This is a genomic window from Thiohalophilus sp. (assembly GCF_046483665.1).
GTDB lineage: Bacteria > Pseudomonadota > Gammaproteobacteria > UBA6429 > Thiohalophilaceae > Thiohalophilus.
This window is the reverse complement of the sequence record NZ_JAWOCR010000061.1, coordinates 17,102-36,100: the sequence shown is the minus strand read 5'-3', so window position 1 is coordinate 36,100 and position 18,999 is coordinate 17,102. Positions and strand designations below refer to the sequence as shown.

The window sequence follows — 18,999 nt, the reverse complement described above, 5'->3', positions numbered from 1 at the left end:
GACATCATCCGCAAGACCTGGAACAAAATGTCCCCCGAGGCCCAGCAGTTCGCCCTGGCCGGGAATATCACCCTGCCGGAACCGCTGGTACCGCTGATCCAGAAGGCTGTGGCCGGGGAATAAAGACAGGTGCCAGATACTGGTATCTGGTGACCAGGCTGAAATTTTATCCCCCCTAACCCTCTCCCTGTTGGGAGGGGGTACTGATCATGCTACTAGCAAGTTCATATCCTCCCCTTAAAGGGGAGGATATGGGCAGGGTGATATAAATCAGTCTCGCGATACCCGCATCACACCAGGCATCCTGGTACCTGCCCCAAAGGGGCCAGGAAGAGGTGGTATAAGGGACTAGTATCTAGCTCCTGGCACCTGGCCTCTGAAAACGCGCAGCGTTACGCCGCGCGTTTTTCCGCCAGGTATGCTTCCAGCGCTTCGGAACCGCCGATACGTTCACCGTTGATGAACACCTGCGGAACAGTCGCTTCACCGGAGACCGCGCGAATAGTGCCTTCACTGAAGTCCCGGTTCAGGACCAGTTCCTCGTAATCGATCCCGGCATCACTCAGCATGCCCTTGGCGCGTACACAGTACGGGCAGCCTTCGCGACTGAATACCGTGACATTCAGCGGCTTGCTGGCATTCGGCGCGATGTATTCGAGCATAGTGTCGGCATCGGAGATCTCGAATGGGTCACCCGGCACATCCGGCTCGATGAACATCTTCTCTATTACGCCGTCTTTGACCAGCATGGAATAACGCCATGACCGCTCACCGAAACCCAGGTCGCTCTTCGCTACCAGCATACCCATACCGCGGGTGAAATCGCCGTTACCATCGGGCAGGAAGGTAACGTTGTAAGCATCCTGTTCCTTCTGCCATTCGTTCATAACGAACGCGTCGTTGACGGACACACAGATGACCTCATCCACACCATTTTGTTTCAGCGCCGGGGTCAACTGGTTGTAACGCGGCACATGGGTGGAAGAACAGGTCGGGGTAAAGGCGCCCGGCAGAGCGAATACCACCACGGTCTTGCCCTTGAACACCTCGTCACTGGTGACATCGACCCATTCATGATCCCGACGGGTGCGGAAAGTGACCTGCGGGATATTTTTACCTTCTTTGTTCTCTAACATGCTTGTTGCTCCTGTTGATTAATGAATGTCGTGATTTAAAAGTTGTCGTTACATTTGCGGCAGAGGGTGACGTAGACCGTCATGCCTTGCCGATTTAAACCGCGCCCACATCTGTTCGTGAATGTGATAGGCGACGGTGTTGATGGCCGGCTCGACCAGCGCCAGAGCCCCGCCTACCAGCACGCTGCCGGTCATCGCATAACCCACGGTGAATGCCACTGTGAAATGCACTGCTGCGAAACTCATTGTCTTGCTCATCGCCTTATCCTCCCGGGAACAGGGTGTTTGCTCTGTATGGGAATTATTATCGGGGCCAAGCCATAATATATAAAATCGTTTATTTGTATCAACTCAATAGGCCAAAGCTATTAATAACATACGTTTTCCCAGGCCATTGAAATATCAGTATTTTTTTTACTGGAAAATGACCAGGGACCCTGGTCAACCAGAGAAAAACCTCCCTGAAACCGGTCGCGCGCGTGGAGCCTCCCACACTGGCTTAGCCGAAAATGATGACTTAAGACAAACTGAAAGACATACTGTAGGAGAGGGTATTGGCCGCGACAGCCTGGTCCGGCCTCCTGAGGCGATCTCACAGCTTTAGCTGACACTGACGCACCAGGCCAAGACCCGGTACTCAAAACTCACCCGGGTTACCTGCGCTTACCGCCAGGCCCAGAGTGTCGCCTGTGGTGGCCATATTGACCAGCTTGCGCTCGTCCCGAATCCTGCCGTGGAACAGTTGAGGGTCACAAACAAGCCGTCATACAATTCAGAGACGGTCCTACTGCTCGCGTAGTTATACAGCTCCAGATAAAAGACAAGCCTTACAGGCTGGCCGCAACTTCTGTCAGCAGCAGTCAACTGGAGTAATCGCTCCACCAGTCACCCTGATCTGGCGAACCGTGAATGCAGCACAGATGTAACAGACAAACCTTCTCCGATCGGTCACAATAGAAGCCGAACATACGCTAAATGGTTCAGGAAAAATCGCTCTGATGGCAGAACTGATACCCGAGATTCGCAATACCCCTCGCGCACTGATAGTCCGGCAAAGCAGCATTTTACTACTCCGCAAAGTCGGCGGGTTTCGTGGTGAACGCTTTTCCCTACCCGGAGGGGCGCAGGCTGCTGGCGAAAGTCTGCTCGAGGCACTGAACAGGGAATGTCGAGAAGAAATTGATACGCCGGTAAAAATTGGCGAACTGCTCCACGTTGCGGAATTTTTCAAACTCAAGGATGACCAGCCACCAACTCGCCAGCATCTGGTCGAGTTTCTGTTCCGTTGTGATATCGCCGATAACTATATCCCGCACAATGGTTCGAGACCGGACAAACACCAGGTCGATGTGATGTGGGCACATCTGGATGAAATACCCCGACTGGCACTACACCCGCAATATCTATCCATCTGGATACCTCGTCTTACCACGGGCGGGCGGAATTTCTATCTTGGTACTTTCAATGACCAGACAACTTCCTAAGAGCATTCGCGACAACCTGCGCTTTCTGATCGTCGAGGTTGACTCTCAGCTGGACAGCTTGCAGGCCTATTTCGCCTTACCCTCAACAGTGGGTGTTCGGCGAATTCTCGATCGAAGCGGCTATGCATACAATCTGAAAATTCGTATCCAGGACAGTTGTCTCAACAAGATTACCTCGAGCAAGAAAAATGATGACCTCGAAACACTAAGACTGCGTGGAATTGAATTTATCGCCAGCAATCTGGCACGCATCACTGATTTGTCTCGAGACTGCATCAAACAGATGGATTCTGTCACTGATCCTGAAAATCTGGATACCAGTGTTTATATGCCGGTTCTTGGTCGAGTAAGAGAGGCGTTGAAAATGGTCGAACCGGCAATACAGGAAAATGACACCCGGCAGGCATTAAGGATGGGAGAGGTCAGAGCCAAACTGGAACGCGACTACAATAAGCTGTTAAAAAACTACATTACCGCGCTCAAGCAAAAGAAAAGCAATACCGAGGATCTGACCTGCGCCCTCTTTGTCGCTCACAGCATAGAACAGATGGGAGATGCTCTGCTAGACATCAGTGAAGCTATCATCTCCGCTAACGTGGGAATGCCAGTTAATTTCGATCGCTATCAATCGTTACTGGCTTCTATGGCTCAGCTGGACAGCGAAGAGGATGTCTCCGATATCCAGGTCGAACCCATCGCCAAAACACGCTCGGGGAGCGCTATTTCCGGAATTAGCGTGCCTTACGAGGAGGAATATCTCGCGATTTTCAAAGATGGCAGAAAACGCAAGCTCAAGGAGGAACGCAAGGGAGTTAACAGTTGGCACGAGATCTATCCCGGTCTGGCACCCAAGATACTATCATATAAAAAGAACGGCCAATCAGCAGCCCTGCTGATCGAACATCTTCCGGGTCTGACTTTTGAAAAGATACTGTTGAATGAATCTCCTGAACTGCAAAAACAAACTTTGCAGCAACTGGGTAAGACTCTCAAATCCGTCTGGCGAGAAACCCGCAGCGAGAAACCAGTGTGCGCATATTTTATGAACCAGTTGGAAAAGCGACTGCATGATGTTTATAAAATTCATCCGGAATTTGAACAAGGCGACATCCAGGTGTGTGGTGTGCAAATCCCTTCCTTTGACTCACTGGTTGAGAGAGCCTGCAAGTATGAGGAATCCGGTTTTCAGGCCCCCTTTTCTGTCTATATTCATGGTGACTTTAATGTAGACAATATTATTTATGATCCACTTGAAAAGAGAATTAATTTCATCGATTTGCATCGCTCACGTTACATGGATTACGTCCAGGATGTCTCAGTTTTTATGGTCTCGAACTATCGTCTGCAGATCCTTGACGCACCCCGCCGTCACAGGATCATGGATGTGGCACGGGATTTCTATCATATCGTCCGACGTTACGCGAACCAGACCGGTGATGAAACATTCGAAATACGATTAGCTCTGGGTTTGGCTCGCTCCTTTGCCACCTCTACCCGATTTATCCTGGACAAATCACTCGCGCGGAATATGTTTCTACGTTCCCGTTATCTGATCGAACAGGTGCTGGCCGTGGATTTTAAACAGAATCCCAAACAGGCCAGGAAATATAAAATACCCTTGAAGGAGATATTTGTTGACTAATATAAGGATCGGTGTTGTCGGAATTCCCGGGAAATGGTCAACTGATATCCTGGCTGATGCCATCGAGCAGCGCACCGGTTTCCGTCTTGTGATCGACATGGCCCAGGTCGAACTGGATATGCAAAATAACCAGCTTTTGTTCCAGAACCGAGATCTATGTCAACTCGATGGGCTGCTGGTCAAAAAGATCAGCAACGAATACAGCCCCGCTGCCCTTGACCGGCTCGAATTATTGCGCGTCGCCGAGGTTCAGGGTGTGCGCGTATTTAGTGGCGTGGAAAACATGCTGCGCCTGATCAATCGTCTCAGCTGTACGATCACCCTCCGCAATAACGGGATCCCGATGCCGGATACCTGTATCACCGAAAATATCGATGCGGCCATGGCCACTATCAAGCAATTCGGCAGCGCCGTATTCAAACCGCTATTCTCGACCAAAGCCCGGGGCATGATGCTTATCGAGTCAGCACAGCCGGAGGATCAATTGCGCAGTTCGATTACGGACTTTCAGCGTCATAACCCGATGATGTATATCCAGCGCAAGATCGTATTGCCGGGCCATGATCTGGGCATGGTGTTTCTGGGAGGCAATTACCTCGGTACTTATGCCCGGGTCTCGCAAACCGAGGCCTGGAACACCACCATCCACAGTGGGGGTCATTATGCCGCCTACACACCGTCAGAGGATATGATCGCCCTGGCCCGCCGGGCCCAGGCACCTTTTAATATGGATTTCACTACGGTCGATGTGGCCGAGTCAGAGCATGGTCCAATCGTGTTCGAGGTTTCAGCCTTCGGCGGTTTTCGCGGTGCCCTGCAAGGAGCAAATATCGATGCCGCCACGGCCTATGCCGATTATGCCCTTGCGAGGCTGGCAGGATGAAGGACACGATCCAGCTCGACAGGGTAATAGATACGTTATTTAACGGCGTAACATTGTGCGATCATAGCCTGGTCATTGCCCCGGGCCAGTGTCTTATCCGGATTCGTTCGAACTCGATAATACTGATCGAGAAATTGACTCATTACTTTTCGCATGTCGTAACCAGCGATGATCGGGCCGATATTGAGGTTATCGCCATCGAGCGCCAGATGCCCTGTCTGGACATCGAGTTTATAGACTGGTCACGTGAACAGGGTAAAACCGGGCGTAAGGACAGCTATTATGATCTGCCCGGAGCCCGGCTAGTGCGCAAAGTACGCACCGGCATGGTATTTTTGCAAAGCGCGAATCAGCGTATTAGCGCTGGTCCATGCCTGCGTTACAAAAACCAGGTGATCAATTTTATCAATGCCCAGTATATGAACTGGCTGCTGCAAAAGGGTTGGCTGACCTGTCATGCAGCAGGGGTGGTTTACCAGGGTCGGGCACTCGGAATCGCAGGCTTTTCCGGTGGGGGTAAATCCACGCTCATGCTACAACTTTTGGAAAATGAGAGAATCAGTTATCTCACCAATGACCGGCTTTTTCTCAAACCGGATGGGACAACCCTGCAAGCAACCGGTATCCCCAAGCTGCCTCGTATCAATCCCGGTACCATCGTTCATAATCCACGCCTGCAAGCGTTGATCCCCGAAACCGAACGTAAAAGACTACTTGCACTACCCTCCGAACAACTGTGGCAACTGGAAGACAAGTACGATGTCATGATCGAAGCGCTCTACAGTCCCGAGTGCATCACGATCCGCGCACCCCTGGCCGGTTTCCTCGTGCTCAACTGGCAGCGTGACAGCGACCAGCACCTGCAGGTACAACAGATCGACCTGGCTCGACGTCAGGATCTACTGGCGGCGATCATGAAATCACCCGGTCCGTTTTATCAATATCCCGATGGCCATTTTTACCAGGATCAAACACCGCTGGATGAACAGTCCTACCTGGATATACTGTCAGATATTCCGGTATACGAGGCCAATGGCACAACTGATTTTGATACTCTTGCACGATATTGTATCGATGAGATAATCGATTGATCCGCTATGCCGCGTGAATTGTTAATCCTGTGTCACGGTAAGGCCCATCGGAATAAGCTGGTGGACGATCATCGGCGTCCGCTAAAAGACAGCGGCAAGAGGGATGCCCAGCGTATTGGTACCTGGTTGTTTCAACAGGACTTGCTTCCGGATCAGATTCTCACTTCCACGGCCGAACGCACCTGGACTACAGCACAAAAGTGCGTCAAAGTGATGGCAATCACTGCCCAGCAAATTCATCCAGTACCTCTTTTGTATCATGCCGATCTGCAGACACTGCTGACCGTGTTGGCCACTGCTTCCACCTCAGCCCGGCGAACACTGCTGGTGGGCCACAGCCCCGGGCTTGAACACTTGCTGACTTACCTGGCCGATGCCTACCCGGCTATCCCATCAGGTGATAAGCCGCCGGCCACGGCAACACTTGCCCGCCTGGCCATGCATGATGACTGGCATGATCTTCAAGCAGGTGGGGCAAAACTGTTGAACCTGATACAGGCTAAGGATCTGCCCGAAAAGTTTCCCTACCCGGCGCCTGATGGCAATGAAAGTCGCGAACGACCCGACTATTACTATACTCAATCCGCCGTAATTCCTTATCGCCTGAATGAGGGCGAAGTGCAAATCCTGATTATTCGCTCCAGCGGTGACAAGCACTGGGTGGTTCCCAAGGGCATCGCCGATCCTGGATACACCCTGCAGGATTCCGCCGCCAAAGAGGCCTGGGAAGAAGCGGGTGTCGAAGGAAAAGTTATTCCAGAGGCTCTGGGAAGCTTCCAGTATCAAAAATGGGGCGCTACCTGTAGCGTGACCGTCTATCCCATGGAGGTGACCCATCTGGTCCCCGTGGCGCAATGGCAGGAGCGCCATCGCGGGCGTCGCTGGGTAAGTGCAGCAGACGCAGCCAGTCTGCTCAACCAGCACGCGCTGGCCTCGATGGTGCTCAAACTCGATCAACAACTCAGGGGAGAATCAGGGCGATGGTCAGACGGATAGCCGCGCTGATCCGACATGCGGATTACCAGCAATTGCCAGATACCCCCAGTGCCCATCAACCGTTTGGCCTGACCGATAAGGGGCACATTCAGGCTCAACACGCCGCTTCCTCCCTGCAACAAGCCCTTGATCGTTACAACTGGAGCCTATCACCCACCATAGATAGCTCACCCTTGCTACGCGCCTGGCAGACCGCACAGGTCATCTGCCAGACGCTGTCTGGCAAGTTAGCAACCATCCCGGAAATCGCCAGTTATGCGGAACTGGCCGAGCGCAGTCTTGGCAGTGGCAACAATCTCAGCATCGCAGACATCGAAGCACTGATGCGCGATGACCCCCGCTATGGCGAACTACCGGCCGACTGGAAATCCAACAGCCATTACCGTCTACCCTTGATGGGTGCCGAATCCCTGTTGCAGGCAGGCGAACGGGTTGCAAATCATTTACAACAGCGCATGGCTGATCTCGCAAATACCAGCGTCATTGACACGGTGCAACTGTTTATTGGCCATGGGGCAGCCTTCCGTCATGCGGCCTGTCAGCTTCAGGTACTCGAGCTGGATCAGGTCGCCTCGCTGAGCATGTATCATGCGCAACCCATCTACCTTGAATACCTGCCCAATGGTCAATGGCGACATATTTCCGGAGAATGGAAAGTCCGCACTAATGAGCAGGCAACAGATTAAACAACCGGACTTTCATCGAATTGTCATTAAAATGCCATATAACAACTATACTCAGATAAGCCCGGTGATTGCTATGCAACTCGATAAAGCCAGAATTCAGCTTCCCAGATATCACGGCCATCACTGGATACGTGACGGCCTGCCCACCGCAGTCGAGCCGTGGCAACTGGGTAAGCAGCAGTCGATCGACAAGGACCGGGCCAATCATCATGCGCTGGCGGAAGTCCTGGCAAGTGCCGTTTCATATCGCCCCTGGAAGTGGCCGAAGCGAACGATCTTTTTTCTTGCCGATCCCCATGCCGATGCTGAGGCATTCAGTGCTTCACTGGTTGCCTCCGGCGGGATAAAGAAAACCGGCCCGGACCACAAGGACTTCAAGTTAACCAAAAGCGGAGGCAATGGCACTTTTATCATAGGCGGCGACTGCCTTGATAAAGGGCCCAGCAATCTACAGCTACTGCGTTCCATACGCAATCTGATGGACACAGGCGCAACGGTAAAGCTATTGGCTGGAAACCATGATGTACGACTACTTATGGGCATACGTGCTCTGGGTCTGAAGCGCCACCCCACTACCGAACACCTGTTTTTACGCATGGGACCCAAGGTGGTGCCTCTGCTCAAAGAAATTCATAGCCAGTACCTGGGTAAGAACAACGATATGCGAGGAATCCCCGAGAAGCGTGAATGCCGCCGCCGTCTGTTCCCATCAAAGCGCTGGTTTGACAATTTCCCCAAGGCTGCCGCATGGCTGATGTCGGAACAGAGTATCGAGCGCGAACTGATTCGCATGCACAAGAAACTGGACAGTTTTGAAAATGCCTGCAAAGATGTCGGACTTGGCCTGCGCGATGTATATGCAACCGCACAAAAATGCCGCGAACTTTTCCTCAAACCCAGGGGCGAATTTTACTGGTTTTTTCAGGATATGCAGTTATTGTTCCGCTCCGGTTCATTTTTATTCATCCACGCAGGGCTCGATGACCGGGTCATCAACCTGGTTGAAGAGGAAAGCTTCGCCTATCTTAACCGTCTGTTCCGTAAACAAATAAAGAATAACCTGTTTGAGTTCTATTATGGTCCGCTGGCTAATACTATGCGCACCAAGTATCGTGAGGTAGATATGCCACTAACATCCCACGGTGTCGAACGGATCTATCGTCAGGGTGTTCATGCCGTTGTTCACGGACACAGGAATCGCACCAATGGCCAGCGCCTCATGCTTCGCCAGGGTATGATTCATATAGAAAGCGATATAACCATGGACCGCAATTCACGCTCTAAAGAAGGCCTCGATAGCTACGGCATAGGTGTAACAATAATTCGCCCGGAAGGACGGGTGCTCGGCATCAGTACTGACCACCCTTACGCCAAGGTATTCGAACCACAAATTTATTTTGATAAATGAGCAAGGCAGATATATGCAACATAGTAAAGATAACTTTCGGCATGAGTCCCTGCAGGACTCAAAAACTATCCAGAGTATTCTCAAAGCTATTACAAAGGGGCTTGCAAAAGGGGAACTGACATTTAACGACGAAGATGGAGAGATCGTCATGCACCCTAACGGCCTTTTGAATCTCAAGGTCACCGCCACTCAGGATGAATTCAAACATCGACTAAATATTCGGATTACATGGCAATCTGAAGATAAGACCGAACATAAGAGACCACTTGCCGTGAATAGCACTGATAGTAAATAATTGTCATTCCTGTTCAGGCAGCAATTTCTGCTTTTTGTTACTTGCTCATATTTCCTCTGTTACCCATACTGCAGGGCTTGCATGGCACAACAGTTCCGATCTGGGCGAAAGCCATGTAACGTGTTCTTTACTGAGTCGAATCCCGGGAGTGGTCGTCTACTCGCTGCTGCGTGTCTCGGGTAACCTCCAGGCCCACACGGCCGCCACCAGGCTGAGCAGGGACAGAAACAGTATCACAGCCTGTACGCTGATCACATCGGCCAGGACGCCGATCAGCCCGCCCGCCAGCATGGCAATACCGATCAGGGTGTTGCTCAGAGCCACATAAGTCGCCCGGGTTTCCACCGTGGCCATGTCCACCAGGTAGACCTTGCGCCCCAGCCGTACCCCGCCATGGAATACACTGAGGGTCAAAAACAGGCCAGCATACAGCCAGGCACTGCTGATCCAGGGCACTTCTGCTGCCACCAGGGCATATAACAGAATGCCCTGAACTCCTGCTGCCAGCGCGGCCAACACCATCACCAGGCGGCTGGAGGAGTCGCTCAGCCTGCCCCAGACCGGGGAGCTAAGGCTGCCGGCAATGCCGCTGGCAATGATCAACATCCCCAGCCCAACCAGTCCTTCGCCGGTATTCTGTTGTGCCAGCAAGACATAGAACGGAGGAGACAGCGCCACACTCAGCAACAGGGCCCGGCCGATCACAAAACGCCGAAACAGCTCATCGGTTTTGAGCATGCCGAAACTCTGCAGCGCTACGCTCAGGGCATTGCCACCGCCTTCGGTCGCCCCTGGCTGCTCACGTATGGCCGCGAAAAACCCCATCCCGACAAACCACAACAGGGCCCCGCCCGCCAGCAGCCAGGCCAGCACGGCCAGCGGAACATCACCTGCAAACCATTCCACATAGACACCGATGCCCAGCACCGCCAGACCGGAGATCCCGGCACTCCAGCCCATCAGGGTGCCACGCTTGCCCTGGGAAACCGTCTTGCCCAGCACATCCTTGGCGGAGACCGAACACAGCCCACGCGCCAGCGAAAAGATGATCAGCAGACCCAGTATCGCCCACCCGGCCGTGCTCCCGGAGAGATTCCCCGTCGCTACCGCCATCAACGCCAGGGCGACACCGGAGAGTCCAGCCCCCAGCAACCAGACGCTCTTGCGAATCGCCATACGTCGGATGATAGCCGCCACCACCAGCTGTGGCAGCAACACCCCTGCCTCGCGAATCGGTACCAGAAAACCGGTAAACGCCGCCGGCGCACCGACGCTGGCCAGCAACCAGGGCAAAATTAATCGGGCACTGGCAATTTCATCTGCGATTTTTCCCAGCAGATTGGCAATCAGGTAAGCAAAAAAATTACGCGGCTGATCGTTACATGCTGACTCGGGAATATCCTTGCAGACACGAGCATCTTCATCACCGGTAATTAAATCATGCAAGCTGGTGGTCAGGTTCTTGCTATCTTGAAACATAAGAGTGCTTTTAGTGTTGTTGAACCGGTTTTTCCAGAGATCGGATCAAGACAAATCAAACAGAGCGGAGGCAGAATTCTGTCTATCGGTTTCTTCTCTCCCTCATGACTATTAACAGGGTATTCAAGCGGGGTTAAAAAAATCAACCATACAGCAACATTAATCGGATAAATTTATATAAATTAACAGTTAAACCGATGATCCCGAATCCCTGGCCACCTGGATAGTCTGGCGTAGACCCACATAACACTCTGGAGTCTACCGGCAGAGTACCGGATCGGCACAGGTGCTTTTCTAATAACAGGGCAGTAACCATGTAACAAGTGCTGAATTAACCCCGGGACAAGGTTAATGCACATGGATAACTTTTTTATTATGTTGAGCTGGCTGTCCCGATTTAACAGGCGGGAAATCTGGTATAGCGAAACCCGTATGCAGACAGGTTTTCAACATACTGTATCAAGTGACAACCTTTTATAGCCCGCCTCACTGGTTTCAGCGGCATACCGGTCTATAACTTTCCGGACGCAAATCTTCGCAAGGAGTTAATTCTCTTTTATGTCGTCAGAATTATTCCTGATTCTGATAAAAACGTGAGACCTGAAAGGGTTCGCTGGGGCGACATTTCTACGACACGTTTCATATAGCCTGCTGCCTGACAGTTCCTCACAGGTTGTTTTGCCATCCACTAAAGTGACTAATCGCTGACTAACAACAGGACCGAACGGTCTGAAGTAAACGGTTTACTTTGCTGATATATGTGTCTGAACCTCGTTCAGGAAAAATCAACTCATGATCTCTTTTTCTTGTTATGTATGGCTTTTTTAATTGAAGGAGGACCTTCCTTATCCAGGTATCTGTCCAGCTCTGGCCACATCTTGCGGATGCGTTCGTACATCTGTGGTTCAAGTTCTTTGGCAAAATCGACAAATGCCCTGGAAACAAGTGACAGCTCTTTGGCCTTGGGATAAACCAGATACCATAGACGCATGATCGGGAAGCCTTCCACATCCAGAATCGCGACCGGTCCCTCGGTACCTTCGAGAGTCAGTGTGTGTAATGATAATACCGACAGTCCGAGACCTCCCACGATGGCATGTTTAATCGCCTCATTACTTCCCAGCTCCATTTTTACTTTTGGCCGTAAGTTTTTTTCATCGAAGTTGCGTAAAATAGCATCACGAATTCCCGAGCCTGGTTCACGCAGAATAAAAGGTTCTTCGACAATACGCTCAAGGGGGATGTTCTTTTCACCAACCAGTGGATGATCACGTGGCGCCATCACTACCAAAGGATTGGGAGCAATGGGAAAGGACACCATCTCCATCTCGTCGGAGGGAGCCTGTCCCATAATATAGAGGTCATCCTCATTGGCGCGCATGCGTTCAATAATCCGATCACGGTTAGTCACTTTCAACGCGACATCGATACCTGGATAAAGCGCACTGAACTCACCCAGCACTTCCGGGGCAAAATACTTGGCAGTCGTAATCGCTCCCAGGCGCAAACGCCCACGCTTCATGCCTTTCAGATCGGAAATTTTCATCTCCAGGTTCGCCATTACCTGGAAAATATTCCGGCAGGCCTCATACATCTCCATGCCAGCCTCGGTCGGCTTCACATTACGACCCACGTGTTCGAATAACGGCAGGCCAATAACGTCGGTCAGTTTCTTGATCTGCATGGAGACTGTTGGCTGAGTCAAGAACAGCTCTTCGGCCGCACGGGTAAAACTGCCCAGCCGGACAATGGTTTCAAATACCTGTAACTGTCGCAGTGTTGCATGACGAATCAGAAAATCCGGCATGGCGCCGGGTGGCGTGTAGTTATAATCGGAGACATTACCCGCAGTCTCTTTTTTATATTGTCCCCGGCGGTTTTTCTCTACACGTCTTGGCATCTTTACCTCAAAGAGCAGGACCGGTGACATTACTGCCACGAGAACCATGCCGTTCGTTCGTGTCGCCGTCCTCCAAAACACCTTCTTCAGAAAGTTTTTTTAGCGTATGCAATGCTGTCTGTTTGTCCGCAAAAAACACATCTCTGCCCAGTTCGCCCACCAGGCCACTGCTTTCCATGACCTGCATTACCTGATGCTTGAGCCCACTGAACATAAGCTGTACGCCTGTATCACGCAGGCGGTGGGCAATCTCCCGAACCTTCTCCTCACCGGAAGCATCGATTACATTGATACCGCTACCTACCACCAGAATCACTTTCGCCCGGGGAAACTCACTCAATGCCTCCAGAATAATGTCCTCGAAATAAGCTACATTGATAAAGGTCAATGAACCATCGAAGCGCACGGGCACATACAGTTCACTAATGGGTTCGAGATGATGCGACTTGATGCCTCCCAGGGTACCATCTTCTTTGTGACTGACTATCTCTGCACGCGGTTTCATGATACGTATCAGGTAATGCAGGACAGTCAGGGTGATTCCCAGCAGGATGCCATTGGCAATGGCCGGGGCCATCAGCAACGTCGCACAAAAGGTAACTACTCCGATACCAGCACTGATTCTGTCGACACGCCAGGCCTGAATAAGCGGTCTGATACGAATCAGACTGAATACCGCCATCATCACGATGACTGCCAGCACGGCTTGAGGCAAATGGTAGAGGTATTTGGTAAAGAACAGTAAGACCAGCACCACGGCGATCGCGCTGATGATAGCAAACATGCCGGTACGCGCGCCGGTTTTGGCCGCTACGGCGGAACGGGAGAATGAACCGCTGACTGTATAGGAACTAAAGAAGCTACCGGCAATATTGGCCAACCCCTGACCCACCAGCTCCTTGCTGGTATCAACCCGCTCACCGGTGGTGCTGGCAATCGCCTTGGAAATGGAGGTCGCCTCCATAAAGCCTATCAATGCCATAACCAGGGCGGCTGGCAACAGGGTAAGAATCAGGTCCCATTGAAGCGTCGGTGCATTGAAGGCGGGCAGACCTTCGGGGATCGTTCCCACTACAGCACCACCGGCTGACAGCACAATCTGGCCCTCTTTGATACTATTGAAACGCCACGTTTTACCATCACTTTCGCTGTCTTCCGGCAGCGCCGCCTGCGGATAGAATTGCCATTGACCGTTCGGAGTTTTTACCCCTACCAGTGCCATCTTGTGCAGCGACACACGCTGCCGGGTCTGCTGTGTCTTCAGGAGCGACAGTTCATGTTTCAGAACTGTTGCTGCGGCCCGCAATTCAGCAGCCGCCTCGATATTCTCCAATCCGTCCTGTTTTTCCTGTTTCCCTGCCTTTTGGTTGAGCAGCGCAATCTCGTCGGTCAGTTTGTTAATACGCTGTTTTACCTGAGCGTAGTCCGTCATTGCCGAAACAATCCTGTCGCTCTGGATTTGCGCCTGAGAGACCTGCATTTTGTCCTCATACGACATCAGCGCACTGATCATGGTCATCACAGCAACTGCGATTAAAACCCCCGGTAAGGAGGGCATTTTTCTTTTCAATCCATAGATCAATAAAAACGCACCGAGTGCAAACAGGACAGTCTCGATATGCAGGGAAGGTAATTGTTCAAAAACTCGCCATAAATCCGCCAGATACGACTCTGTGCGCGGAAACGGCACACCAATAACCTTGCTTAGCTGTGACAGGCCTATGATCAGTGCTGCGGCATTGGTAAACCCGACGATTACCGGGCTGGAAAGAAGATTCACTATTGCGCCAAGTCGGAACAAACCCAGCGCCAGGCGCAGGATCCCTACCATCAGGGCCAGCATTATCGACAGTTCGATAAAATCGGGGCTGCCCGGGCTGGCCAGAGGAATCAATGCTGCGGCCGACATCAGCGAGAGCATGGCCACAGGCCCGGTATGCAGCTGACTGGATGAGCCCCACAGGGAAGCCACAATCACCGGTACAAATGAAGCATACAACCCGTAGACCACAGGCAGCCCGGCCAGCTGGGCATAAGCCATGCTTTGTGGAACCAGCACCAGGGCAACCGTGATTCCCGCAATCAGGTCCGCGCGGATCATATCGCGGTTCATAGGGAACCAGCGCAGAAAAGGGAATATTGAATAGAGATATGCCTGCATAATTCCTACTCCATCGCCTCGGTATATTTCTCCGGTCTCAACACCGACACATCGGATACGAATACTGTCAGATGATGGCCTTTATTAATTAACTGCTCGAGATCATCCAGTAGCCCGCTCAGACGTTCGGTAGGCATTATTACGTGGAACTTGATATTAGTATCAATATCCAGCATTCCGGATTGTTCACCACTGGAACCGGCGCCTCGCGCCCGCACGATGGTATAACCACTTGCGCCGCGATGACGAACACGTCCAACAAGATGTTCTTCAAGTACATCACTTGTGATCACTGTAACGAGTTTTTCGGGAAAAAGTCTTTGCATCTATGAACGCCTCGTTATGTTACCAGTTGTTCCGCCAAAGCATGATATACAGGTATCCCGATAATCACATTAAACGGGAAGGTGATTCCCAGTGACAATGTCAGATAAAAAGACGGGTTCGCCTCGGGAACGGCCAGCCGCATGGCCGGCGGCACTGCGATATATGATGCACTGGCACCCAGTACAGCGACCAGCAATGTGCCACCCACACTCATATTCAGTATCATTGCACCGACTATCAAACCAATGCCCCCTCCTATCAGCGGCATCACCAGACCAAAGATAATCAAGACCGTACCAACCTTGCGAAATTCCCGTATGCGCCGCGCCGCTTCCATACCCATTTCGAACAAAAACAAACACAGCACGCCCATGAAGATTTCGTCAATAAACGGAAACAGCTTTTCCATACTGGCAGGACCTGAAATGGCACCTATTACCATCGAACCTATCAGAAGAATCACGCTACCATTGGTAAAAGCTTCATGCAGCAAACTGCCTAACTGTCCATCACCCATACCGTGTTGCCGAATTACTGCTGCTTCACTGGCATTACCGGTAGCCGCGATACGCTGACGTGACCAGGAGGCAAGCAACAATCCGACGATAATTGCCGGCGACTCCATCACAGCAAGCATGATTACGGGATAACTTTCATAGCTTATGTTCAGATTATCCAGGTAGGCGATGGCAGTCAGAAATGTACCGGCACTCACAGAGCCATAATGCGCCGCGATCGCGGCCGCATTCATACTGTCGACTTTTCGGGTCATGAGTAACAGCCCATAACCGATCAGAGGCAGGGTAAAGCCGAGAATAATTGCCCACAAAACTGAATTGAATGCAGTCGCCAGGTCTGCTTTGCCAAGGGCATAACCACCATGTAACCCGATTGCCATTAACAGATAAATGGACAACACCTTGGCCAGGTCAGGCGGAACACGCAGATCAGATTTTATTGCACGAGCAAAAAATCCAAGTGCAAAGAACAGTACAGCCGGGATGAGTAAATTACTGAGAGCTGACATTGTATTGCCCCTCTTTGACCGTCTTTTATGCCAAGTATGTGCTGCATTTGGCTTATGCGACTAATCGATATTTCCCGGCTGAATAATCGATGAATATCGATATATCTGATTTAATCCGGCCAGACGCGCCTTTGCCTTGACTGATAGGCATCGACATTAACGCTGTCTTCCTGTTTTGTTTTAGTTGTTTTTCTCACTGGCCTGGCGGTTTTAGTTTTACTACCCGATGTGGCAGGTTGTGATTTTTCCGGCGCTGTTCTCTCTGCAGCTGTAGACACCTGCTCTTTGTCCGCAGAACCTGACTTGGTCTTGCGCATGGAGTCCACCAGCTTTTGCCTCGTCTTGTCACTCTCACTCATGAGGGTACTACCTCCAGGATCAGTTTGTTAAGTTCATTCACCGCTTCGGCACCCCGGCGCCCCATTTCGTACACACTTTTACCTTCCAGCACGCTGCTGCGATAGATGGCACGCCGACGAATAGCTGTTTCGGCAACCGGTATATCAATTTCCGCCACGGCTTCTCGAACCAGTCGCGATAACGTAGTCCGGGGTTCCAGTTGATTGATGATTAGCCACGCCGACAACCGCGAATTGACCTGTTTTGCCTGCTCAACCGCTTGCTCGATATGTACCGTCGCCCAAAGATCGACCGGCGAGGGCTGCACCGGTATCAGAGCCACATTGCAGGCTTGCAATGCTTCATGGGTCTGTGGGGCCTGTACAGAAGGGGGGCAATCCACAACCACATGCTGATGTTGCCGCGCCATCATGGCGATTGCCTCGCAGAGAGCATCTCCCGCTTTGACTACGTGCAACAGGCTATCCCCTATCACACTCCATTGCAGGGAAGAACCTTGCGGATCGGCATCCACCAGTACTGTATCAGCCTGCTCGGCCAGTGCCATCGCCAGATTGATGGACAATGTTGTCTTACCGGCACCGCCTTTGTTTCCGACCAGAGCGATGACGGACATCCTGCCGACTCCTAATGTGTTCCTTGCTCTTCGAGCAAGGCATCGTATTCGGCAGCCAGGCGGTGATGTTGTTCGCCCAACTCATTGCTTTCTTCATCGGCATGGATGGTCACATTGACATAATCGCGACCGAAGCCCATGTCGGGGTATAAACCTTCACGCTCGGAGACATCTGCGGCGCGATCGAGAAAATCTCGCAAACTCTGGTAGTCGGAAAACTCATAGCGACGTTCCAGGCGTGGGGGACGGATACGTTCCTGCCATTGTTGACTCATGGTTCGCCTCCGTTAAAAAGTGGCGCGGTTCTTGTTGACCGTCGCACCGGGTTGTTCAAGTTCTTTCAGCCATTTCACCAGTTCGGCGGCATGGTCTTGCTCCTCTGCGAGGAGTTCTTCAAAAAATAAGCGGTTGTCATGATCACCGCTGCGCGCACAGTGCTGTGTCGCCTCGGCATACAACCGGATCAGTTCACTTTCAAATGCATGATTGTGCTGCAACAGTTCCTGCAGGCTGTGACCAAGCCTGGGAGGACGCAATTGCGAGGCATTGGGTGCCACGCCGAGGGCGAGCATGCGGCCAATAATCCGGTCCGCATGCGCCATTTCCTCACTGGCCTCATTGCTGAAACGTTTAGATACCCCGGTCAGCCCCCAGGTCGCGACAAGTCGTGCCTGGGTGCTGTACAGCTGGACTGCCGAGAGTTCAAGACTCAGAGCCCGACCGAGATAACCCAATACGCGTAGATCAGCGTTGGCGTACAGCATGATGACGGATCAGTCAGCGTCAACCACTATTCGTTCAACTGCGCGTTGCGCCGTTACCGGCATCGCCCAGAATGGGCTCAACTTCGCGATGCGGACGGGCAATAATATGAGCAGCCACCAGGCCATCGCCTACGCGCTCACAGGCATCCGCGCCTGCGCGCACAGCTGCATTTACCGCACCGGTCTCGCCACGAACGAGCACGGTGACATAACCGCCGCCGACAAATTCTCGCCCGAGCAGGCGTACTTCTGCCGCTTTGGTCATGGCGTCGGCCGCCTCGATGGCGGGCACGAGTCCACGCGTTTCAATCATGCCCAGTGCTATGCCGTAGTGTTCGTTGGCCATGGTGTGTTACTCCTCAGTCAGTTAAATACAATGCCTGTCTGTTAGGCTGCAGTTTTACTGCTACCGCCTGTCGGCAGAACCGGCTCTACTTCGCGATGCGGACGGGCAATGATGTGAGCTGCAACCAGACCGTCACCTACGCGTTCACAGGCATCTGCGCCAGCACGAACTGCCGCGTTTACCGCACCGGTTTCACCGCGAACCAGAACAGTGACGTAACCGCCACCAACGAATTCGCGACCGATCATGCGTACTTCGGCTGCCTTGGTCATGGCATCTGCCGCCTCGATGGCGGGAACCAGTCCGCGTGTCTCGATCATGCCGAGTGCAATGCCGTAGTTATCGTTTGCCATCTTTCTATCTCCTACTCTATTAACATGTTTGTTGAACTGTAAAAA

At 52.1% G+C, this 18,999-nt stretch carries 21 protein-coding genes; 8 read left to right on the top strand and 13 right to left on the bottom strand.

The genetic code is table 11. From position 1 onward, the window contains the following. Nucleotides 1-392: 392 nt before the first annotated feature. Together R6U90_RS12235 and R6U90_RS12230 are read right to left on the bottom strand one after the other, a co-directional pair. Entirely contained in the window at nt 393-1,136 is a 744-nt protein-coding gene (locus tag R6U90_RS12235; protein ID WP_410352975.1) for a glutathione peroxidase, read from the bottom strand. Between the two features lie 48 nt (nt 1,137-1,184). After that, nucleotides 1,185-1,394 (bottom strand): DUF2061 domain-containing protein, encoded by a 210-nt coding sequence (locus tag R6U90_RS12230; RefSeq protein ID WP_410352974.1) that lies wholly within the window; start codon nt 1,392-1,394, stop codon nt 1,185-1,187. A gap of 740 nt (nt 1,395-2,134) precedes the next feature. Between R6U90_RS12230 and R6U90_RS12225 the strand changes: the two genes are divergently transcribed. Genes R6U90_RS12225 through R6U90_RS12190 form a run of 8 tightly spaced genes read left to right on the top strand, consistent with a single transcriptional unit; the run spans nt 2,135 to nt 9,621 of the window. Next, nucleotides 2,135-2,620 (top strand): NUDIX domain-containing protein, encoded by a 486-nt coding sequence (locus tag R6U90_RS12225; protein WP_410352973.1) that lies wholly within the window; start codon nt 2,135-2,137, stop codon nt 2,618-2,620. Continuing rightward, nucleotides 2,601-4,262, top strand: a complete 1,662-nt coding sequence (locus R6U90_RS12220) for a phosphotransferase (protein ID WP_410352972.1) — start codon at nt 2,601-2,603, stop codon at nt 4,260-4,262. The genes R6U90_RS12225 and R6U90_RS12220 overlap by 20 nt, the downstream gene beginning before the upstream one ends. Then, a complete protein-coding gene (locus R6U90_RS12215) occupies nt 4,255-5,145 on the top strand; it encodes a GAK system ATP-grasp enzyme (protein WP_410352971.1) in 891 nt (296 codons plus the stop codon). The genes R6U90_RS12220 and R6U90_RS12215 overlap by 8 nt, the downstream gene beginning before the upstream one ends. Then, entirely contained in the window at nt 5,142-6,236 is a 1,095-nt protein-coding gene (locus R6U90_RS12210) for an HprK-related kinase B (protein ID WP_410352970.1), read from the top strand. Before R6U90_RS12215 ends, R6U90_RS12210 begins: the two co-directional genes overlap by 4 nt. A gap of 6 nt (nt 6,237-6,242) precedes the next feature. Beyond that, nucleotides 6,243-7,232 carry an NUDIX domain-containing protein gene (locus R6U90_RS12205; RefSeq protein WP_410352969.1) on the top strand — a complete coding sequence of 330 codons (990 nt, stop codon included), beginning with the start codon at nt 6,243-6,245 and terminating at the stop codon, nt 7,230-7,232. Beyond that, on the top strand, nt 7,217-7,918 hold the full coding sequence (locus tag R6U90_RS12200) for a histidine phosphatase family protein (protein ID WP_410352968.1): 702 nt from the start codon (nt 7,217-7,219) through the stop codon (nt 7,916-7,918). The genes R6U90_RS12205 and R6U90_RS12200 overlap by 16 nt, the downstream gene beginning before the upstream one ends. After that, on the top strand, nt 7,899-9,326 hold the full coding sequence (locus tag R6U90_RS12195; protein WP_410352967.1) for a metallophosphoesterase: 1,428 nt from the start codon (nt 7,899-7,901) through the stop codon (nt 9,324-9,326). Before R6U90_RS12200 ends, R6U90_RS12195 begins: the two co-directional genes overlap by 20 nt. A 13-nt stretch (nt 9,327-9,339) precedes the next feature. Continuing rightward, nucleotides 9,340-9,621, top strand: coding sequence for an amphi-Trp domain-containing protein (locus R6U90_RS12190; protein WP_410352966.1), 282 nt, complete (start codon nt 9,340-9,342; stop codon nt 9,619-9,621). A gap of 156 nt (nt 9,622-9,777) precedes the next feature. On the opposite strand, the gene R6U90_RS12185 is transcribed toward R6U90_RS12190, so the two are convergent. From R6U90_RS12185 to R6U90_RS12135, 11 genes are all read right to left on the bottom strand, one after another. Next, nucleotides 9,778-11,100 carry an MFS transporter gene (locus tag R6U90_RS12185; protein WP_410352965.1) on the bottom strand — a complete coding sequence of 441 codons (1,323 nt, stop codon included), beginning with the start codon at nt 11,098-11,100 and terminating at the stop codon, nt 9,778-9,780. Nucleotides 11,101-11,890: 790 nt separating this feature from the next. Next, complete coding sequence (locus R6U90_RS12180; RefSeq protein ID WP_410352978.1) at nt 11,891-12,907, bottom strand: LysR family transcriptional regulator; 1,017 nt, start codon at nt 12,905-12,907, stop codon at nt 11,891-11,893. Between the two features lie 100 nt (nt 12,908-13,007). Next, nucleotides 13,008-15,113: a SulP family inorganic anion transporter gene (locus R6U90_RS12175; RefSeq protein ID WP_410352964.1), complete on the bottom strand. Its 2,106-nt coding sequence runs from the start codon at nt 15,111-15,113 to the stop codon at nt 13,008-13,010. A 53-nt stretch (nt 15,114-15,166) separates the two neighbouring features. Beyond that, entirely contained in the window at nt 15,167-15,487 is a 321-nt protein-coding gene (locus R6U90_RS12170; protein WP_410352963.1) for a P-II family nitrogen regulator, read from the bottom strand. 14 nt (nt 15,488-15,501) lie between these two features. Continuing rightward, a complete protein-coding gene (locus tag R6U90_RS12165; RefSeq protein ID WP_410352962.1) occupies nt 15,502-16,515 on the bottom strand; it encodes a sodium-dependent bicarbonate transport family permease in 1,014 nt (337 codons plus the stop codon). Nucleotides 16,516-16,625: 110 nt separating this feature from the next. Next, nucleotides 16,626-16,874, bottom strand: a complete 249-nt coding sequence (locus R6U90_RS12160) for a hypothetical protein (RefSeq protein WP_410352961.1) — start codon at nt 16,872-16,874, stop codon at nt 16,626-16,628. Then, the gene (gene parA / locus R6U90_RS12155) at nt 16,871-17,491 is read right to left on the bottom strand and encodes a ParA family partition ATPase (RefSeq protein ID WP_410352960.1); all 621 of its coding nucleotides are present in this window, start codon (nt 17,489-17,491) and stop codon (nt 16,871-16,873) included. Before parA ends, R6U90_RS12160 begins: the two co-directional genes overlap by 4 nt. 11 nt (nt 17,492-17,502) lie before the next feature. Next, entirely contained in the window at nt 17,503-17,766 is a 264-nt protein-coding gene (locus R6U90_RS12150) for a 4a-hydroxytetrahydrobiopterin dehydratase (protein ID WP_410352959.1), read from the bottom strand. A 12-nt stretch (nt 17,767-17,778) separates the two neighbouring features. Next, nucleotides 17,779-18,255 (bottom strand): bacterioferritin, encoded by a 477-nt coding sequence (locus R6U90_RS12145; protein ID WP_410352958.1) that lies wholly within the window; start codon nt 18,253-18,255, stop codon nt 17,779-17,781. A gap of 34 nt (nt 18,256-18,289) precedes the next feature. Beyond that, complete coding sequence (locus R6U90_RS12140; RefSeq protein WP_410352957.1) at nt 18,290-18,601, bottom strand: BMC domain-containing protein; 312 nt, start codon at nt 18,599-18,601, stop codon at nt 18,290-18,292. A gap of 41 nt (nt 18,602-18,642) precedes the next feature. Further along, the gene (locus tag R6U90_RS12135; protein WP_134080584.1) at nt 18,643-18,954 is read right to left on the bottom strand and encodes a BMC domain-containing protein; all 312 of its coding nucleotides are present in this window, start codon (nt 18,952-18,954) and stop codon (nt 18,643-18,645) included. Nucleotides 18,955-18,999: the final 45 nt, after the last annotated feature.

Excerpts from the sequence above, each read along its gene's own strand:
- R6U90_RS12235 (WP_410352975.1), bottom strand. The coding sequence starts at position 1,136 with ATGTTAGAGAACAAAGAAGGTAAAAATATCCCGCAGGTCACTTTCCGC.
- R6U90_RS12230 (WP_410352974.1), bottom strand. The coding sequence starts at position 1,394 with ATGAGCAAGACAATGAGTTTCGCAGCAGTGCATTTCACAGTGGCATTC.
- R6U90_RS12225 (WP_410352973.1), top strand. The coding sequence starts at position 2,135 with ATGGCAGAACTGATACCCGAGATTCGCAATACCCCTCGCGCACTGATA.
- R6U90_RS12220 (WP_410352972.1), top strand. The coding sequence starts at position 2,601 with ATGACCAGACAACTTCCTAAGAGCATTCGCGACAACCTGCGCTTTCTG.
- R6U90_RS12210 (WP_410352970.1), top strand. The coding sequence starts at position 5,142 with ATGAAGGACACGATCCAGCTCGACAGGGTAATAGATACGTTATTTAAC.
- R6U90_RS12205 (WP_410352969.1), top strand. The coding sequence starts at position 6,243 with ATGCCGCGTGAATTGTTAATCCTGTGTCACGGTAAGGCCCATCGGAAT.
- R6U90_RS12200 (WP_410352968.1), top strand. The coding sequence starts at position 7,217 with ATGGTCAGACGGATAGCCGCGCTGATCCGACATGCGGATTACCAGCAA.
- R6U90_RS12195 (WP_410352967.1), top strand. The coding sequence starts at position 7,899 with ATGAGCAGGCAACAGATTAAACAACCGGACTTTCATCGAATTGTCATT.
- R6U90_RS12190 (WP_410352966.1), top strand. The coding sequence starts at position 9,340 with ATGCAACATAGTAAAGATAACTTTCGGCATGAGTCCCTGCAGGACTCA.
- R6U90_RS12185 (WP_410352965.1), bottom strand. The coding sequence starts at position 11,100 with ATGTTTCAAGATAGCAAGAACCTGACCACCAGCTTGCATGATTTAATT.
- R6U90_RS12180 (WP_410352978.1), bottom strand. The coding sequence starts at position 12,907 with ATGCCGGATTTTCTGATTCGTCATGCAACACTGCGACAGTTACAGGTA.
- R6U90_RS12175 (WP_410352964.1), bottom strand. The coding sequence starts at position 15,113 with ATGAACCGCGATATGATCCGCGCGGACCTGATTGCGGGAATCACGGTT.
- R6U90_RS12170 (WP_410352963.1), bottom strand. The coding sequence starts at position 15,487 with ATGCAAAGACTTTTTCCCGAAAAACTCGTTACAGTGATCACAAGTGAT.
- R6U90_RS12165 (WP_410352962.1), bottom strand. The coding sequence starts at position 16,515 with ATGTCAGCTCTCAGTAATTTACTCATCCCGGCTGTACTGTTCTTTGCA.
- R6U90_RS12160 (WP_410352961.1), bottom strand. The coding sequence starts at position 16,874 with ATGAGTGAGAGTGACAAGACGAGGCAAAAGCTGGTGGACTCCATGCGC.
- parA (WP_410352960.1), bottom strand. The coding sequence starts at position 17,491 with ATGTCCGTCATCGCTCTGGTCGGAAACAAAGGCGGTGCCGGTAAGACA.
- R6U90_RS12150 (WP_410352959.1), bottom strand. The coding sequence starts at position 17,766 with ATGAGTCAACAATGGCAGGAACGTATCCGTCCCCCACGCCTGGAACGT.
- R6U90_RS12145 (WP_410352958.1), bottom strand. The coding sequence starts at position 18,255 with ATGCTGTACGCCAACGCTGATCTACGCGTATTGGGTTATCTCGGTCGG.
- R6U90_RS12140 (WP_410352957.1), bottom strand. The coding sequence starts at position 18,601 with ATGGCCAACGAACACTACGGCATAGCACTGGGCATGATTGAAACGCGT.
- R6U90_RS12135 (WP_134080584.1), bottom strand. The coding sequence starts at position 18,954 with ATGGCAAACGATAACTACGGCATTGCACTCGGCATGATCGAGACACGC.